Below are 14,199 nucleotides of genomic sequence, written 5' to 3' on the forward strand. Positions count from 1 at the left end.
CCGGTCCGTTAGGCCGATCGGCCCTTCACTTTTGTCGAAACCATGCATAAGTTGCAGATGGATGATGCGAAAGACTGCCGAACTTCGCTGATCCGCCGACCTGCCGACAACGACCTCCGACACCGTCCGCGCACTTGCGCGACCGACGGTCCATCAAACGCGGGGAAATGGCGTCCGGCCATTCCCGAATACGCACGCGCCCTTTTCCACGCCCCAGTGGCACCGGCGCGCCCGTGCCGGACAGCCGCCGCCGACCCCGGATGGAGAACGATGGACGAGCACGCCCGACCCGGCTGGTTCACCCGGCTCGTGTCCCGCCGCACCGTGCTGGCCACCGGCACGGCGGGCTTGGCCGTGCCGGCCGCGCTCGCGCTCGGTCCGGTGGCACCGCAGCGCACCGCCGCCGCGCAGTCGGGCGTGGTCAAGAAGATCACCCTGTACGCGGAAGCCCTGCCCGGCAACGAGTACGGCTACGGCCTGGCACCCGGCCGGGCCACGATCCCCGGCCCGACGCTGGAGATCTACGAGGGCGACACGCTGGAGATCACGCTCGTCAACAACACCGACCGGCGGATGTCGATCCACCCGCACGGGGTGGACTACAGCGTCGACTCCGACGGCAGCCCCCTCAACGCCTCCTTCAACAACCCGGGCGAGACGCGCACGTACACCTGGCGCTCGCGGGAGGCGGTCGCCACCGAGGGCAGGCGGCTGATGCCCGGCAACGCCGGCTACTGGCACTACCACGACCACGCCATGGGCACCGACCACGGCTCGCTGGGCATCGCGCGCGGGCTCTACGGCGCGCTGGTCGTGCGCCGGCGCGGCGACATCCTGCCGGACAAGCAGTTCACCGTGGTGTTCAACGAGATGAGCGTCAACAACCGGGTCGCGCCGAACACGCCGATGTTCGAGGCGAACCTCGGCCAGCGGGTCGAGTGGATCGCGATCGGGCACGGCAACCAGCTCCACACCTTCCACCTGCACGCGCACCGGTGGGCCGACAACCGCACCGGGATGCTCGAAGGGCTGACCGACCCGAGCCGGGTGGTCGACAACAAGGACCTCAACCCCGGCAGCTCGTTCGGCTTCCAGGTGCTGGCGGGCGACGGCGTCGGTCCGGGCGCGTGGATGTACCACTGCCACGTGCAGAGCCACTCGGAGACCGGGATGTCCGGGATCTTCCTGGTGCGCAACGCCGACGGGAGCATGCCGCCCGGTGCGCAGGAGGCGATCGACCGGTTCCGCGGGCACGACCACGGCGCGGCGGCCCAGGCCGAGGCCCACGCGCCGCACCAGCACCCGCCGACGCGATGACCTCGCGACCGGCGACGACGAAGGAGTCAGGGATGGGGTCAAGGATGTCTCCCGGCGGGATCCGCTCCAGAACGGCCCGGAAGGCGTCGACCGCGCTGGTCGCCGCGCTGGTCGTGCTCGGCGGCTCGCTCACCGCCGCCACCGCCGCCCCGGCGACGCCGGTCCGCGCGCCCGCCGGAACCACCGCCGCCGCGCCGGTGTCGGTGCTGGTCTTCCACGGCCCGGCCGCCGAGCAGCAGGACCCGGTCGCCCGCGCCGCGCAGGCGTTCCGCGAGATCGGCGCGGCCAACGGCATCGGCGTCGACTCCTCGTCCGACCCGGCCTCGTTCACCGCGGACAACCTGGCGAAGTACCGCGGCGTCGTGTTCCTGTCCGCGGCGGGCGCGCCGCTGAGCCGGGACCAGGAAGCGGCGCTGCGCGACTACGTCAAGGGAGGCGGCGGGTTCCTCGGCGTGGCCGACGCGGCGAAGGCGCAGCCCGAGTCCTCCTGGTTCACCGGACTCATCGGCACCCGCCCGGTCGGCACCACCGCCACCCCCGAGACGGTGAGCGCGGTGACGGCGAGCGCGGAGAACCCGCCGAACGAGACCAAGGAGATGCTGGCCGACGGCAAGCCCGAGACCAAGTGGCTGGTCCGCAGCACGACCGCGTGGGCGGCCTTCAAGCTGCCCGCCGCCGCCGCGGTGAACCGCTACGCGCTCACCTCGGCCAACGACGCGCCCGGCCGCGACCCCAAGGACTGGACGTTGCAGGGCTCCGCGGACGGCACGACGTGGACCGACCTGGACCGCCGAACCGGCCAGGCGTTCGCGGAGCGCTTCCAGAGCCGCACGTTCACCATCGCCGAGCCGCGGTCGTTCCAGCACTACCGCCTCTCCGTCACGGCCAACTCGGGCGAACCGCTGATCCAGCTGGCCGACCTGCGGCTGTACGCGAGCGACCCCACGCCGATCCCGGACCCGCAACCGCACCGGTCGGTGGTGAACGTGCTGGACCGGCAGCACCCGGCGAACGCGGGCCTGCCGCTCAACCTCACCCGCACGGACCGCTGGTACAACTGGGAACCCAACCCGGTCGGCACCGTGCACGCGGTCGCGCAGGTGGAGGAGCGGCACTACGACCCGGGACCGGGCGCGAACGGACCGTTCCACCCGGTGTCCTGGTGCCGTGACTACGAAGGCGGCCGGTCCTTCTACACCGGCATGGGCCACACCGAGGACGGCTACGGCGAACCGGCCCTGCGCAGCCACCTGACCGGCGCCCTCCGGTGGACGACCGGCCTGGTGCGCGCCGACTGCCAGGCCACCATCGCGGCGAACTACAAGGTCGAACGGCTCACCGCGGCCAACCAGACCGGTCAGCTCGACCAGATCGGCGAGCCGCACGGCCTGACCGTCGCCCCGGACGGCACGGTGTTCTACGTCGGCAAGGCGGCCTGCCCGACCGGCCCGGTGGTCGAGTGGACCAACCCGAACGTCGGCCTGGGCTGCGGCACCATCCACCAGTTCGACCCGGCCACCAAGCAGGTGAAGCTGCTGGCGACGCTGCCGGTCATGGGCAACCGCGGCAGCGGCACCGAGCTGGTCAAGAACGAGGAGGGCCTGCTCGGCATCGTGCCCGACCCGGCGTTCGCCGACAACGGCCGGCTCTACGTCTACTGGATGCCGCACGACACCGTCGACCGGGAGAAGCGGACCGGCAAGCGGACCGTGTCGCGGCTGACCTACGACAAGGCCACCCGGACGATCGACCTGGGCACCCGCAAGGACCTCCTCCAGTGGGAGGTGCAGCAGCACAGCTGCTGCCACGCGGGCGGCGGCATGGCGTTCGACGCCAAGGGCAACCTCTACATCGGCTCCGGCGACAGCAACTCCTCACTCGGCTCGCAGGGCTACTCCGGCAACAACTGGACCGCCGACTGGGAAGGACTGTCCTTCCAGGACGCCCGCCGCACCGCGGGCAACACCAACGACCTCAACGGCAAGATCATCCGCATCCACCCGGAGCCGGACGGGACCTACACCATCCCGCCGGGCAACCTGTTCCCGCCGGGCACCGAGAAGACCCGCCCGGAGATCTACGTGATGGGCGTGCGCAACATCTCGCGCCTCCAGGTCGACCCCGTCACGCAGTGGCTGACCGCCGCGTGGGTCGGCCCGGACGCGACCCAGCCGAGCCCGGAGCTCGGCCCGGCCAAGTACGAAACGGCGACGATCATCACCGAGGCGGGCAACCACGGCTGGCCCTACTGCATGGGCAACAAGCAGCCCTACCGCGACCGCAGCAGCACCGACGCGACCGTGCTGACCGGCTGGTACGACTGCGACGCGCCGAAGAACCACTCGCCGCGCAACACCGGGCTGGTCGACCTGCCGCCGGTGAAGAACAACATGATCTGGTACGCGCCGGGCGGTGGCGGCCCGGTCTTCCCGGCCCGCCCGGACGGCAGCGGCATCCCCACCTACAAGCCGGCCGATGCCACCTACACGCAGCCGTACCTGCGCGGCGGCGGCCAGGCGGTCATGACGGGCCCGACCTACCACCGGGAGCTGGTCGACACCGCCAGTGGCGTCGCGTGGCCGGAGTACTGGGACGACAAGTGGTTCATCGGCGACCAGTCCAACTCGGCCAACCGGGTCGCGGTGACCGTCGACCCGGCCGGCGTGCCGACGGCCGCTCCCCCGGCGTTCGCCGAGAGCCTGCGCGCGATCATCCCCGGCGGCCTGGGCAACGACCGGGTGCAGAGCTGGATGGACGCGAAGTTCGGCCGGGACGGCGCGCTGTACCTGCTCGACTACGGCGGCGGGTTCTTCAGCCTGCACGCCAACCAGAAGCTCATCCGGATCACCTACCAGGGCGGCGCGAAGACGCCGAAGCCGGCCGCCACGTCGGTCGCGGTGCAGGGCAAGCCGCTGACCGTCGCGTTCACCGGCTCGAAGTCCGGTGGCGCGTCGCACCGCTGGGAGTTCGGCGACGGGACGTCGTCCACCGAGGCCGACCCGCGCCACACCTACGACCGCGTCGGCCGGTACCGGGCCGAGCTCACCGTCACCTACGCCGACGGCGAGACGCAGGTCGTGCCGCTCACCGTGGACGTCGGCTGCGCCGTTCCCGACGACCGGGAGACGGTGTGGCTCGGCGACACCGACTCGGGCGTGCCCAACGAGCAGGTCGGCGGCGGCTGCACGGTCAACGACCTGGTCGACGACGAGAGCCCGTGGGTCGACCACGGCACGTTCGTCCGGCACGTCACCGAGGTCGCCGACCGGTTGCAGCGCGACGGCGTGCTCACCGCCCGCGAGAGCACCGCGCTGGCGCGAGCGGCGGCGGGCTCCGACATCGGCACGGCGGGCAACACCGGGTACGAGCCGATCTTCGACGGCACCGCGGAATCGCTGCGGGGCTGGGTCCAGGCCCCGTCCGGGTCGTTCTCGGTCCAGCCGGACGGCGCGCTGCGCTCGTCGGGTGGCCTGGGCATGCTGTGGTACGCGCGCGAGCAGTTCGCCGACTTCTCGGTGAAGCTCCAGTTCCGCGACGCGTCACCGGACGGCGTGCGCGCCAACAGCGGCGTGTTCACCCGGTTCCCCGATCCGCGCACACCCGTGGACCAGCGCCCGCCGGGCAGCTGCGGGACGGTCGGCTCGGCCAGGACGTCGGCGGCGTGGGTGGCCATCTACTGCGGGCACGAGATCCAGATCTACGACGGCGAGACGGGCGAGCCGCAGAAGACCGGATCGGTCTACAACTTCGACCCGGTCGGCCTGCCGCCGTCCGGCGCGCCCGCCAAGGACGGCTGGCACGACTACGAGGTCCGGGTCGTGGGGCAGCGCTACACGATCCTGCGCGACGGCGTGGTGATCAACCAGTTCGACAACGCCCCGGGCAAGCAGTCGTCCCGGGCGGGTGACCCGCCGACCGACCTGCGCCAGTTCGCCGAGGGCTTCCTCGGCCTCCAGAACCACGGCGCGTCCGACGTGATCGATTTCCGCAACATCCGAGTGCGGTCGCTCTAGCCGCGTCCGGTCGGCCCGCGCTCAGGGAAGGTGCACCATGTTCCGACGTTCGACCGCCGCGGTGGCCGCCGCCTTGCTGTGGGCGGCCGCGACCGCGGCCATCCCGGCCACCGCGGCGCCCACCGCTCCCGTCCAGGCCCAGGAGCAGGTGCTGACCTGGACCGCGGACAACGACATCACCCGCTACAAGTCCGCGCCGACCACCGCGGCGCCCGGCCCGACGAAGATCGTCTTCGAGAACAGCGAGGCCACCGGCAACACGACCGGCATGCCGCACACGCTCACCTTCGACACCTCCACGCCCGGCTACAACCACGACGTGGACCTGAACGTCCTGGCCAACCCGTTCGACGCGCAGAACGGCAGGCACGAGGCCGCGGTGACGCTCACCCCGGGCAAGTACCGCTACTTCTGCACGATCCCCGGCCACGGCACGATGTCCGGCGAGCTCACCGTGACCGAGGGCGGCGAGGACACCACGCCGCCCACCGCGGCGGGCGAGGTCACCGGCGCCAAGAACACCGCCGGCGACTACCTCGGCAGCGCCACGGTGACCGTGACCGCCTCGGACGCGGGCTCCGGGGTGGCGTCGGTCGAGTACCGGCTGGACGACGCCGCGTTCGCCCCCTACACCGAACCGGTCCGCGTCACGGCGGTCGGCGACCACACCGTCCGGTTCCGGGCGACCGACCGGGCGGGCAACGCCTCCGAGGTCGGCTCGGTGTCGTTCCGGGTGGTCGAGCCGCCGTCCGACACGACACCGCCCGAGGTGGCCGCCGACGTCGCCGGCACCAAGGACGCCCAGGGCAACTACGTGGACAAGGCGACCGTCACCATCACCGCGACCGACGCGGGCTCCGGCGTCCGCAGCCGGGAGTACCAGCTGCACTCCGGGCCGTGGACCGCCTACACCGCACCGGTCGAGGTCACCGCGCCCGGATCGCACATGGTCCACTTCCGCGCCACGGACAACGCGGGCAACACCTCGCCGGAGGGCATGGTCGCCTTCACCGTCGTCGCCACCCCGGTCGACACCGAGCCGCCCACCACCTCCGCCGCGGTGTCCGGGGCCAAGAACCCCGATGGCGCCTACCTGGACAACGCGACCGTGACGATCACCGCGACGGACGCGCAGTCGGGCGTCGACCGGGTCGAGTACGCGCTCGACAGCGGCGCCTGGACCGCGTACTCGGCGGCGGTCGTGGTCGGCACGGCGGGCAGCCACACGGTGCGGTACCGGGCCACCGACAAGGCCGGCAACGCGGCCGAGGCGAAGTCGGTGTCCTTCACCGTGGTCAAGCCCGGCGCGGACGCCTGCCCCGATTCCGACACGCGCCCGACGGTCGTCATCGGGGCCGAGGACACCCGGGTCGCCAACGTCGACACCGGCGACGGCTGCACCGTCAGCGACCTCATCGACCAGCACGGCGAGCACCCCGACCACGGCGCGTTCGTCCGGCACGTCGACCTCGTCACCACCGACCTGGTGGCCAGGGGCGTGCTGACCCCGCGGGAGCAGGCCGTCCTCGTGCGCGCGGCCTCGCGATCCGACATCGGCGAGTAGTTCCTTCACAGCAGCAGGGAGAACCGCAATGGCCAGACGGACCGCACCCGCGCTCGCGACCTTGAGCGCCGTCGTCACCGCGTCGGTGCTGTGCACCGCCCAGAACGCGCACGCCGACCTGGTGATGTACTGCGTCGGCAGCGGCGGTGCCGTCACGGTGCCCAGCGACCTGTACGTGCCGCCGGGCGAGTCGTGCGCGCTGACCGGCACCACCGTCACCGGCAACGTGCGCGTCGCCGCCGGCGCGAACCTCGTGATCACCGGCGGCACGGTGAACGGGGAGGTCCGGGTCGCCGCCGACGGCTACCTCGACTCGACCGGCACCAGGGTGGACGGCAGCGTCACGCTGGCGTCCGGCGGCTTCGGGCTCTACCTGAGCGACACCGACGTCGGCGGCGTGGTCGTCGAGCCGAAGGGCTCGGCCGCGATCGAGGGCTTCCTGTTCGTCGAGCGGGGCTCGACGGTCGACGGCGACCTCACCGCGGGTGTCGGCGAGGTCAGCGTGACCGGCAGCGAGGTCACCGGCGACGTCAGCACCACCGCCACCTACTTCACCGACCTGCACGACAGCTTCGTGGACGGCACGCTGTCGGTGCTGAACAACCCGACCGGCAGCGTCGTGTGCGGCACCGCGGTCGGCGGCCGGGCCACGTTCGCCGGCAACCTCGGCGGCGTGCAGCTCGGCCCGAACGGCGGCCTCGACAGCTGCGCCTCGGGCGGCTACTTCGCCCGGGACGTCGGCATCTCGAACACCACCGGCGGCCGCACGACCCTGGACGACAACATCGTCAACGGGGTGCTCCGGCTGACCGCGAACAACCCGGTGGCCGAGGTGGCGGCGAACAACAGCATCCGCGGCGGGATCGTCGGCGACCACTCGGCGCCTTCCCTCTCCGCCGCCGCCACCGAGGGCGTGCGCGGCACCGCCGAGGAGCGGGCACGCGAGCGTCGCGCCCGGGCCGGCGCGTCCGCGTCGGTGCGGGGAGCGGCCCGGCTCTGACCGTCGTCCTCGGGCTCGCGATCGTGCGGGCCCGAGGCGTCCACCAGCGTTTACAACGTTGGAAATTCTGCTACGTTCGGTGGCGGTCCGCTCTCGCGACGAAGGGCAGAGGTGGTCATGACCAGCGCTGACGAACCCCGGGACCCGGTTCGGGACCTGTACTCGGACGGCATCACCGCGCGGCGCGGCGCGTTCCCGCCCGACTGGGCCGACCGGCTCCGCGAGGACGTCGAGGTGCTGTTCCGGGAAGCGCTCGAACGCCCGGACGGCGCGATCGGCCGCGGCCCGAACCGCTTCTACGTCGAGATCCACCCCGAGCGGGTCCGGGGCTTCCTCGACCTGGTGACCCACCCCTGGGTGGTCGAGGTGGCGCGGGCCGTGCTCGGGCCGGACTACCAGGTCGTGGAGCTCGGGTTCGACGTGCCGCTGCCCGGCGCGGTCGCCCAGCCGTGGCACCGCGACTTCCCCGCGCCCGAGGAGACCGTGCGGGACCGCCGGCTCACCTCGCTCGCGTTCAACGTGACGACGGTCGACACGACGCCCGAGATGGGGCCGTTCGAGATCGCGCCCGGCACGCAGTGGGACGACGGCGCGGAGTTCGAGCACGGCATGTTCCCGCCGAAGTCGCACTACCCGCGCTACGAGGCGCTGGCGCAGCAGAAGATGCCTCGGCGCGGCGACATCTCCGCGCGGTCGGCGTTGACGATCCACCGCGGCACGCCGAACCGGTCGGAGTCGTCGCGGCCCGTGCTGGTCCTCGGCGTGGTCGCCGCCGGGGTCGTGAACGACCGCAACGACCTGGTCGTCAGCCGCGCCTACCACGAACGGCTGCCCGAGGACGTCCGCGCCCACCTCGGGTGCCGCGTCGTGGACCGGCTCGAACCGCTGGTGCAGAGGCACACCATCGAAGGTCTCGTGATGGGCGCGGCCGAGTAGCCCCCTTCCGGCCTCCCCGGCCCGCCCCTGCCCGCCACACCTGCCGCCCCCTCCCCCTGCTCGTCCCCCTGCGATCCCTGCGAAGCGGAGCCGCCGAGATGGCCACCCTGCCGATGAAGCTCGCCACCACCGCCCTGACCGCGCTGCTCGCGGCCGGTGTCGCCACCGCCGCGCCCCGGGCGGTGGCCGCCGCCGCACCGGACCTGCCGACCGCCGTGGCGGGCAACCCGTTCGTCGACGGCTGGTACGCCGACCCCGACACCATCGTCCACGGCGACACCTACTGGGTGTACCCGACGACGTCCAAGACCTACGCCGAGCAGACCTACCTCGACGCGTTCTCCTCGCAGGACCTCGTGCACTGGACGAAGCACAGCAACGTGCTGACGACGGCCGCCGTCTCTTGGGCGAAGTACGCGCTGTGGGCACCCGCCCCGATCGCCCGCAACGGCCGGTACTACCTGTACTTCGCCGCCAACGACATCCAGAGCGACTCGGCGCTGGGCGGCATCGGCGTGGCCGTCGCCGACCACCCCGCGGGCCCCTACCGCGACGCGATCGGCCGGCCGTTGATCGGGCAGTTCCACAACGGGGCGCAGCCCATCGACCAGGACGTGTTCATCGACGACGACGGCCAGGCGTACATGTACTACGGCGGTTGGGGCCACGCGAACGTCGTGAAGCTCAACCCGGACATGGTCAGCCTCGGCACGTTCCCCGACGGCAGCACGTTCCGGGAGATCACCCCGGCGGGGTACGTCGAGGGCCCGCAGATGTTCAAGCGGGGCGGCAAGTACTACCTGATGTGGTCCGAGGGCGGGTGGACCGGTCCGGACTACTCCGTGTCGTACGCGATGGCCGACTCGCCGACCGGACCGTTCACCCGGCTGGACAAGGTCCTGGCGCAGGACCCGGCGGTCGCGCGCGGCTCGGGCCACAACTCGGTGGCGAACGTGCCGGGCACCGACATCTGGTACATCGTCTACCACCGCCGGCCGTTGAGCGAGACCGACGGCAACCACCGGCAGCTCGCCTACGACCGCCTGCACTTCAACGCCGACGGCACGATCCGGCGGGTCGCGATGAAGGTCCAGGACAACTTCGCCGACGACAACGCCCACGGCTGGAAGACCCACGGCGGCACCTGGACCGTCCCGGGTGGACGGTTGCAGGCGGGCGCGTCCGCCGGGGGCAAGGCGTTGCTGGACACGAACTTCGGCGACTTCACCCAGGACACCGACGTGACGATCACGTCCGGCGGCGGTGACGCGGGGCTGGTGTTCCGGGCGAGCAGGGCGGCGGTGGGCGTCGACAGCTACTCCGGCTACTACGCGGGCATCACGCCGGCCGGGCGCGTCGTGCTGGGCCGGGCCGACAACTCCTGGACCCCGCTGGCCTCCGCGCCGCTGAAGGTGGACGTCGGCACGACCTACCGGCTGCGCGTCACCGCGGTCGGCTCGTCGATCAAGGTGTACGTCGGCGACATGGCCACGCCGAGGATCGGCGTCACCGACGCGACGTTCGCCTCCGGGGGCAACGGGGTGCGGGTGTTCAACGCGGCGGCGGCGTTCGACAACGTCGCGGTGGGACCGGCCGTGGGCGGTGAGGTCAACCTCGCCCTGGGTCGTCCGGCCACCGGGTCGACGCCGTGCGCGGCGGGCGAAGGGCCGGAGAAGGCGGTCAACGGGACCGTGACCGGGGGCAACACCGACAAGTTCTGCTCGGCCGCGCCCGGCGCGTGGCTGGCGGTGGACCTCGGCTCGACCCGGTCGATCTCGCGGTTCGAGGTCGCCCACGCGCAGGCGGGCGGTGAGGACGCGGGCTTCAACACCCGGGCGTTCGGCCTCTCGGTGTCCAACGACGGCACGACGTGGCGGCGGGTGGTGGACGTGACCGGCAACAGCGCGGCCACCACGGTCCACCCGGTCACCGGCGTCGCGGGCCGCTACGTCCGGCTCGACGTCGGCGTCCCCACCGGGAACGCCGACATCGCCACCCGCGTCTACGAGCTGCGCGCCTTCGGCTGACGTCAGTACGCGCGGCCGAAGACCACGCGCTTGCCGTAGGTCTCCGGCTCGCCGCACCGGACGCAGCGGCCGCCCGCCGCGGGCGCGTCGAGTGGCACGCACCGCGGCGTGGCGGCGGTGACCGCCTTGATCTCCTCCTCGCACCGGCGTTCACCGCAGTGCGCCGCCCGTGCCCACCCGACGGCGACCGCGGCGGTGAAGTCGTCCCAGGTGTCGGTGTCGGCGGTGTGGTCGTCGCGGAACCTGGTGGCGCGGTCCAGCAGGAACGCCTGGAAGTCCGCCAGGACTCCGGGCAGGACGTCGGCGACCGACGCCAGTGGCACCTGCCGCTTGCCCTCGCCCAGCCGGACGGCGACGGTCGCGTGCCCGGCCTCCAGGTCGCGCGGGCCGAGCTCGACCCGGACCGGCACCCCTTGCAGCTCCCACTGGTGGAACTTGAACCCCGGCGACACGTGCGGCCGGTCGTCCAGGTGGACGCGCACCCCGGCGCGGCGGAGCGAGGCGGCCAGGTCGCGGGCCGCCGCGTGCACCTGGTCGGCCTGCTCCGCGCGGCCGATGGGCACGACGACCGCTTGGAAGGGAGCCAGTCGCGGCGGCAGCACGAGGCCCTTGTCGTCGCCGTGGGTCATGACGACGCCGCCGATCATGCGCGTGCTCATGCCCCACGACGTGGTGTGCGCGTACGCGAGGTCCCCGGCGTCGGTGTTGTACCTGATGTCGAACGCCCGCGCGAAGTTGTCGCCGAGGTAGTGCGACGTGCCCGCCTGGAGGGCGCGCCCGTCGCGCATCATCCCCTCGATCGTGAACGTCCGCCGCGCGCCCGCGAACCGCTCGCCGGGTGTCTTCTCACCGGGCACCACGGGCATGGCGGCGAGGTCGCGCGCGACCTCGGTGTAGAGGTCCAGCGCGAGCATCGTCTCCCGCATGGCGTCGGCCTCGTCCACGTGCGCCGTGTGGCCCTCCTGCCACAGGAACTCGGTGGTGCGCAGGAACATCCGGGGCCGCAGCTCCCAGCGCACCACGTTCGCCCACTGGTTGAGCAGCAGGGGCAGGTCGCGGTGCGACGAGATCCACTTGGCCATCATCTCGCCGATGACGGTCTCGGACGTGGGTCGCACGACGAGCGGTTCCTCCAGCTCCTTGCCGCCCGCGTGCGTGACGACGGCGAGCTCGGGCGAGAACCCCTCGACGTGGTCGGCCTCCCGCCGGAGGTGGCCCTGCGGGATCAACAACGGGAAGTACGCGTTCTGGTGGCCGGTGTCCGCGATCCGCCGGTCGAGTTCTCCGCGCAGGAGCTCCCAGAGGCGGTAACCGTACGGTCGGACCACCATCGTGCCCTTGGCCGGCCCGCGGTCCACGAGCTCGGCCTTGACGACCACCTCGTTGTACCACGCGGAGAAGTCCTCGGACTGCGAGGACACGCCCCGTTCGTGCCGCGTCATGCCGGGAGGCTAGCAACGGCCCGGGTGAGGCTCGAAGCCATTAACTCCATCGCGCGACACGGTGCTCCTGGCCGGAGTCGGCGTCGGGTCGTCCGGCGTCACGGGCGCGCTCGTGACGCGCCCCCAGCCGCTCTGGCAGTGCACCAGCGCTGCCCGACCTGAAGCAGCCGCCCACGCGGGCGGGCGCGCCATCCTCGGAGCCCGCGAGGTGCTGATGGAGCTGCTCGTCCACGGGACGATGCCGCGCGCCGAGATCGCCAAGCGCCTGCGCCTGTCCCGCAACGACGTGCAGGCGCTGCCCCTGGCCGAGCACCGGTTCGGCGCGGGCGTGGACTCCATGGTGCTGATCACCGTGGGCGCGGTCGGCGGCGGCCCTGTCGATCAGGGCCGCCGTCGACGGCGCGATCTGAGCGGCGCGGTCCCCCGGCTCAGACGACGGTGCAGGCCGTGCCGTTGAGGGTGAACGCGGTGGGCTCGCCGGTGCCGCCGGTGTGGTCGGCCTGGAAGCCGATGCCCACCGAGGCGTCGGGGGCGATGGCGGCGTTGTACGACGCGTTGCGGGCCGTCACCGCGCCGCTGGTCGGGCTGTAGGTGGCGTTCCAGCCGCTGGTGATCCGCTGCCCGCCCGGGAGCGTGAAGGCGAGGCTCCAGCCGTCGACCGGCGTGGAGGCGGTGTTGGTGATGGTGATGGCGGCCGTCAGGCCGGTGTTCCAGGCGCTCACCGCGTACTCGACGCGGCAGCCGGTTCCACCGGGCGGTGTGGTCGTCGTCGTGGTGGTAGTGGTGGTGGTAGTAGAAGTCGTAGTGGTGCTCGTGGTCGTGGTGGTGCTCGTCGGCGGGGTGCCGTCGAGGCCGAAGAAGCGGATCACCTGGGCGGCGTCGACGGGGATGTTGTGCGTGACGCCCTGCATGCTGATGGCCTCGACCGGGGCTCGGCCGCCGCTGCTGCCGTAGCGGGTGCGGGTGTAGCCGGACTGCGGCGTGTCGGTGTACGTGGGCGTCTGGCTCAGGCCGTGGACGTTGGTCCACTGCTTGACCTGCTCGCCGAAGTTGGGGTAGCGCAGGGTCTCGTCGTTGGTGCCGTGCCAGATCTGCATCCGGGGACGCGGTCCGGTGTAGCCCGGGTAGGCGCCGCGCACGAGGTCACCCCACTGCTGCGCGGTCTTGATGAGCTGGCCGCCGGAGCACTGGCTGTTCCACTCCGAGCCGTTGGTGGTGGCGAAGCAGGCGAACGGGACGCCGGCGAACGACGCGCCCGCGGCGAACACGTCGGGGTAGTCGCCGAGCAGGACGTTGGTCATCATCGCCCCCGACGACGTGCCGGTGGCGAAGACCCGGGCCGGGTCGCCGTTGTGGCGCTGCTTGACGTAGTCGACCATCGCCACCAGGCCCACCGGGTCGCTGCCGCCGCCCCGCCGCAACGCCGCGGGCGAGGACACGTCCCAGCACTTGCTGCTGCGCGTCACGGTCGGGTAGATCACGACGAACCCGTACCGGTCGGCCAGCGACGCGTACTGGGTCTGCGCGTGGAAACCCGGCCCCGAGCCGCCGCAGTAGTGGATCGCCAGCAGGATCGCGGGCTTCGCCGCCACCCGGTCCGGCACGTACAGGTGCATCTGGAGGTTGGTCGGGTTGGCGCCGAAGTTCGTCACCTGGGTCAGGCTCGCCGCGGAGGCGGCCGGCGACGACGCCACCGCCACCAGGGTCGCACCGACCAGACCGGTGACGGCCGCGACCACCCCGACCAACGCGTTCTTCAGCTTCATCGCGTCCTCCGCGTCGACAGCGAGCCCGAAACGTTACGAAGTATTGGGCGAAACGATTCGAGCCGGCAAGACCCGGAACGGCCGGCGTCTCAGCAGGTCGCCCGCTCCCCGGGACCACGACCGCGCCTCCGGGG

The 14,199-nt window shown here is 72.2% G+C and carries 9 protein-coding genes; 7 read left to right on the forward strand and 2 right to left on the reverse strand.

Features of this window, described 5'->3' with window-relative positions; genetic code table 11:
- The first annotated feature begins 270 nt into the window (after nucleotides 1–270).
- From ACIQMJ_RS12220 to ACIQMJ_RS12245, 6 genes are all read left to right on the forward strand, one after another.
- Nucleotides 271–1,317 (forward strand): multicopper oxidase domain-containing protein, encoded by a 1,047-nt coding sequence (locus ACIQMJ_RS12220; protein WP_499761000.1) that lies wholly within the window; start codon nucleotides 271–273, stop codon nucleotides 1,315–1,317.
- Between the two features lie 32 nt (nucleotides 1,318–1,349).
- Complete coding sequence (locus ACIQMJ_RS12225) at nucleotides 1,350–5,330, forward strand: ThuA domain-containing protein (protein WP_499761001.1); 3,981 nt, start codon at nucleotides 1,350–1,352, stop codon at nucleotides 5,328–5,330.
- Nucleotides 5,331–5,367: 37 nt separating this feature from the next.
- Complete coding sequence (locus tag ACIQMJ_RS12230) at nucleotides 5,368–6,894, forward strand: OmpL47-type beta-barrel domain-containing protein (protein WP_499761002.1); 1,527 nt, start codon at nucleotides 5,368–5,370, stop codon at nucleotides 6,892–6,894.
- A 28-nt stretch (nucleotides 6,895–6,922) separates the two neighbouring features.
- The gene (locus ACIQMJ_RS12235; protein ID WP_499761003.1) at nucleotides 6,923–7,894 is read left to right on the forward strand and encodes a hypothetical protein; all 972 of its coding nucleotides are present in this window, start codon (nucleotides 6,923–6,925) and stop codon (nucleotides 7,892–7,894) included.
- A gap of 117 nt (nucleotides 7,895–8,011) precedes the next feature.
- Nucleotides 8,012–8,830 carry a phytanoyl-CoA dioxygenase family protein gene (locus tag ACIQMJ_RS12240; protein ID WP_499761004.1) on the forward strand — a complete coding sequence of 273 codons (819 nt, stop codon included), beginning with the start codon at nucleotides 8,012–8,014 and terminating at the stop codon, nucleotides 8,828–8,830.
- Between the two features lie 98 nt (nucleotides 8,831–8,928).
- Nucleotides 8,929–10,857: a family 43 glycosylhydrolase gene (locus tag ACIQMJ_RS12245; RefSeq protein ID WP_499761005.1), complete on the forward strand. Its 1,929-nt coding sequence runs from the start codon at nucleotides 8,929–8,931 to the stop codon at nucleotides 10,855–10,857.
- A 2-nt stretch (nucleotides 10,858–10,859) separates the two neighbouring features.
- On the opposite strand, the gene proS is transcribed toward ACIQMJ_RS12245, so the two are convergent.
- The gene (proS, locus tag ACIQMJ_RS12250; protein ID WP_499761006.1) at nucleotides 10,860–12,299 is read right to left on the reverse strand and encodes a proline--tRNA ligase; all 1,440 of its coding nucleotides are present in this window, start codon (nucleotides 12,297–12,299) and stop codon (nucleotides 10,860–10,862) included.
- 61 nt (nucleotides 12,300–12,360) lie between these two features.
- Here proS and ACIQMJ_RS12255 point away from each other — a divergent pair, with 61 nt between their 5' ends.
- Nucleotides 12,361–12,756, forward strand: a complete 396-nt coding sequence (locus ACIQMJ_RS12255; RefSeq protein ID WP_499761007.1) for a hypothetical protein — start codon at nucleotides 12,361–12,363, stop codon at nucleotides 12,754–12,756.
- On the opposite strand, the gene ACIQMJ_RS12260 is transcribed toward ACIQMJ_RS12255, so the two are convergent.
- Complete coding sequence (locus tag ACIQMJ_RS12260) at nucleotides 12,728–14,065, reverse strand: extracellular catalytic domain type 1 short-chain-length polyhydroxyalkanoate depolymerase (RefSeq protein ID WP_499761008.1); 1,338 nt, start codon at nucleotides 14,063–14,065, stop codon at nucleotides 12,728–12,730. The genes ACIQMJ_RS12255 and ACIQMJ_RS12260 overlap by 29 nt on opposite strands.
- Between the last annotated feature and the right edge of the window lie 134 nt (nucleotides 14,066–14,199).

Origin of the sequence: Actinosynnema sp. NPDC091369 (assembly GCF_044757065.1) — a bacterium.
Lineage (GTDB): Bacteria > Actinomycetota > Actinomycetes > Mycobacteriales > Pseudonocardiaceae > Actinosynnema.

Bases quoted from the DNA above. Each gene is read 5' to 3' on its own strand.
- ACIQMJ_RS12220 (WP_499761000.1), top strand. From the start codon at position 271: ATGGACGAGCACGCCCGACCCGGCTGGTTCACCCGGCTCGTGTCCCGC.
- ACIQMJ_RS12225 (WP_499761001.1), top strand. From the start codon at position 1,350: ATGGGGTCAAGGATGTCTCCCGGCGGGATCCGCTCCAGAACGGCCCGG.
- ACIQMJ_RS12230 (WP_499761002.1), top strand. From the start codon at position 5,368: ATGTTCCGACGTTCGACCGCCGCGGTGGCCGCCGCCTTGCTGTGGGCG.
- ACIQMJ_RS12235 (WP_499761003.1), top strand. From the start codon at position 6,923: ATGGCCAGACGGACCGCACCCGCGCTCGCGACCTTGAGCGCCGTCGTC.
- ACIQMJ_RS12240 (WP_499761004.1), top strand. From the start codon at position 8,012: ATGACCAGCGCTGACGAACCCCGGGACCCGGTTCGGGACCTGTACTCG.
- ACIQMJ_RS12245 (WP_499761005.1), top strand. From the start codon at position 8,929: ATGGCCACCCTGCCGATGAAGCTCGCCACCACCGCCCTGACCGCGCTG.
- proS (WP_499761006.1), bottom strand. From the start codon at position 12,299: ATGACGCGGCACGAACGGGGCGTGTCCTCGCAGTCCGAGGACTTCTCC.
- ACIQMJ_RS12260 (WP_499761008.1), bottom strand. From the start codon at position 14,065: ATGAAGCTGAAGAACGCGTTGGTCGGGGTGGTCGCGGCCGTCACCGGT.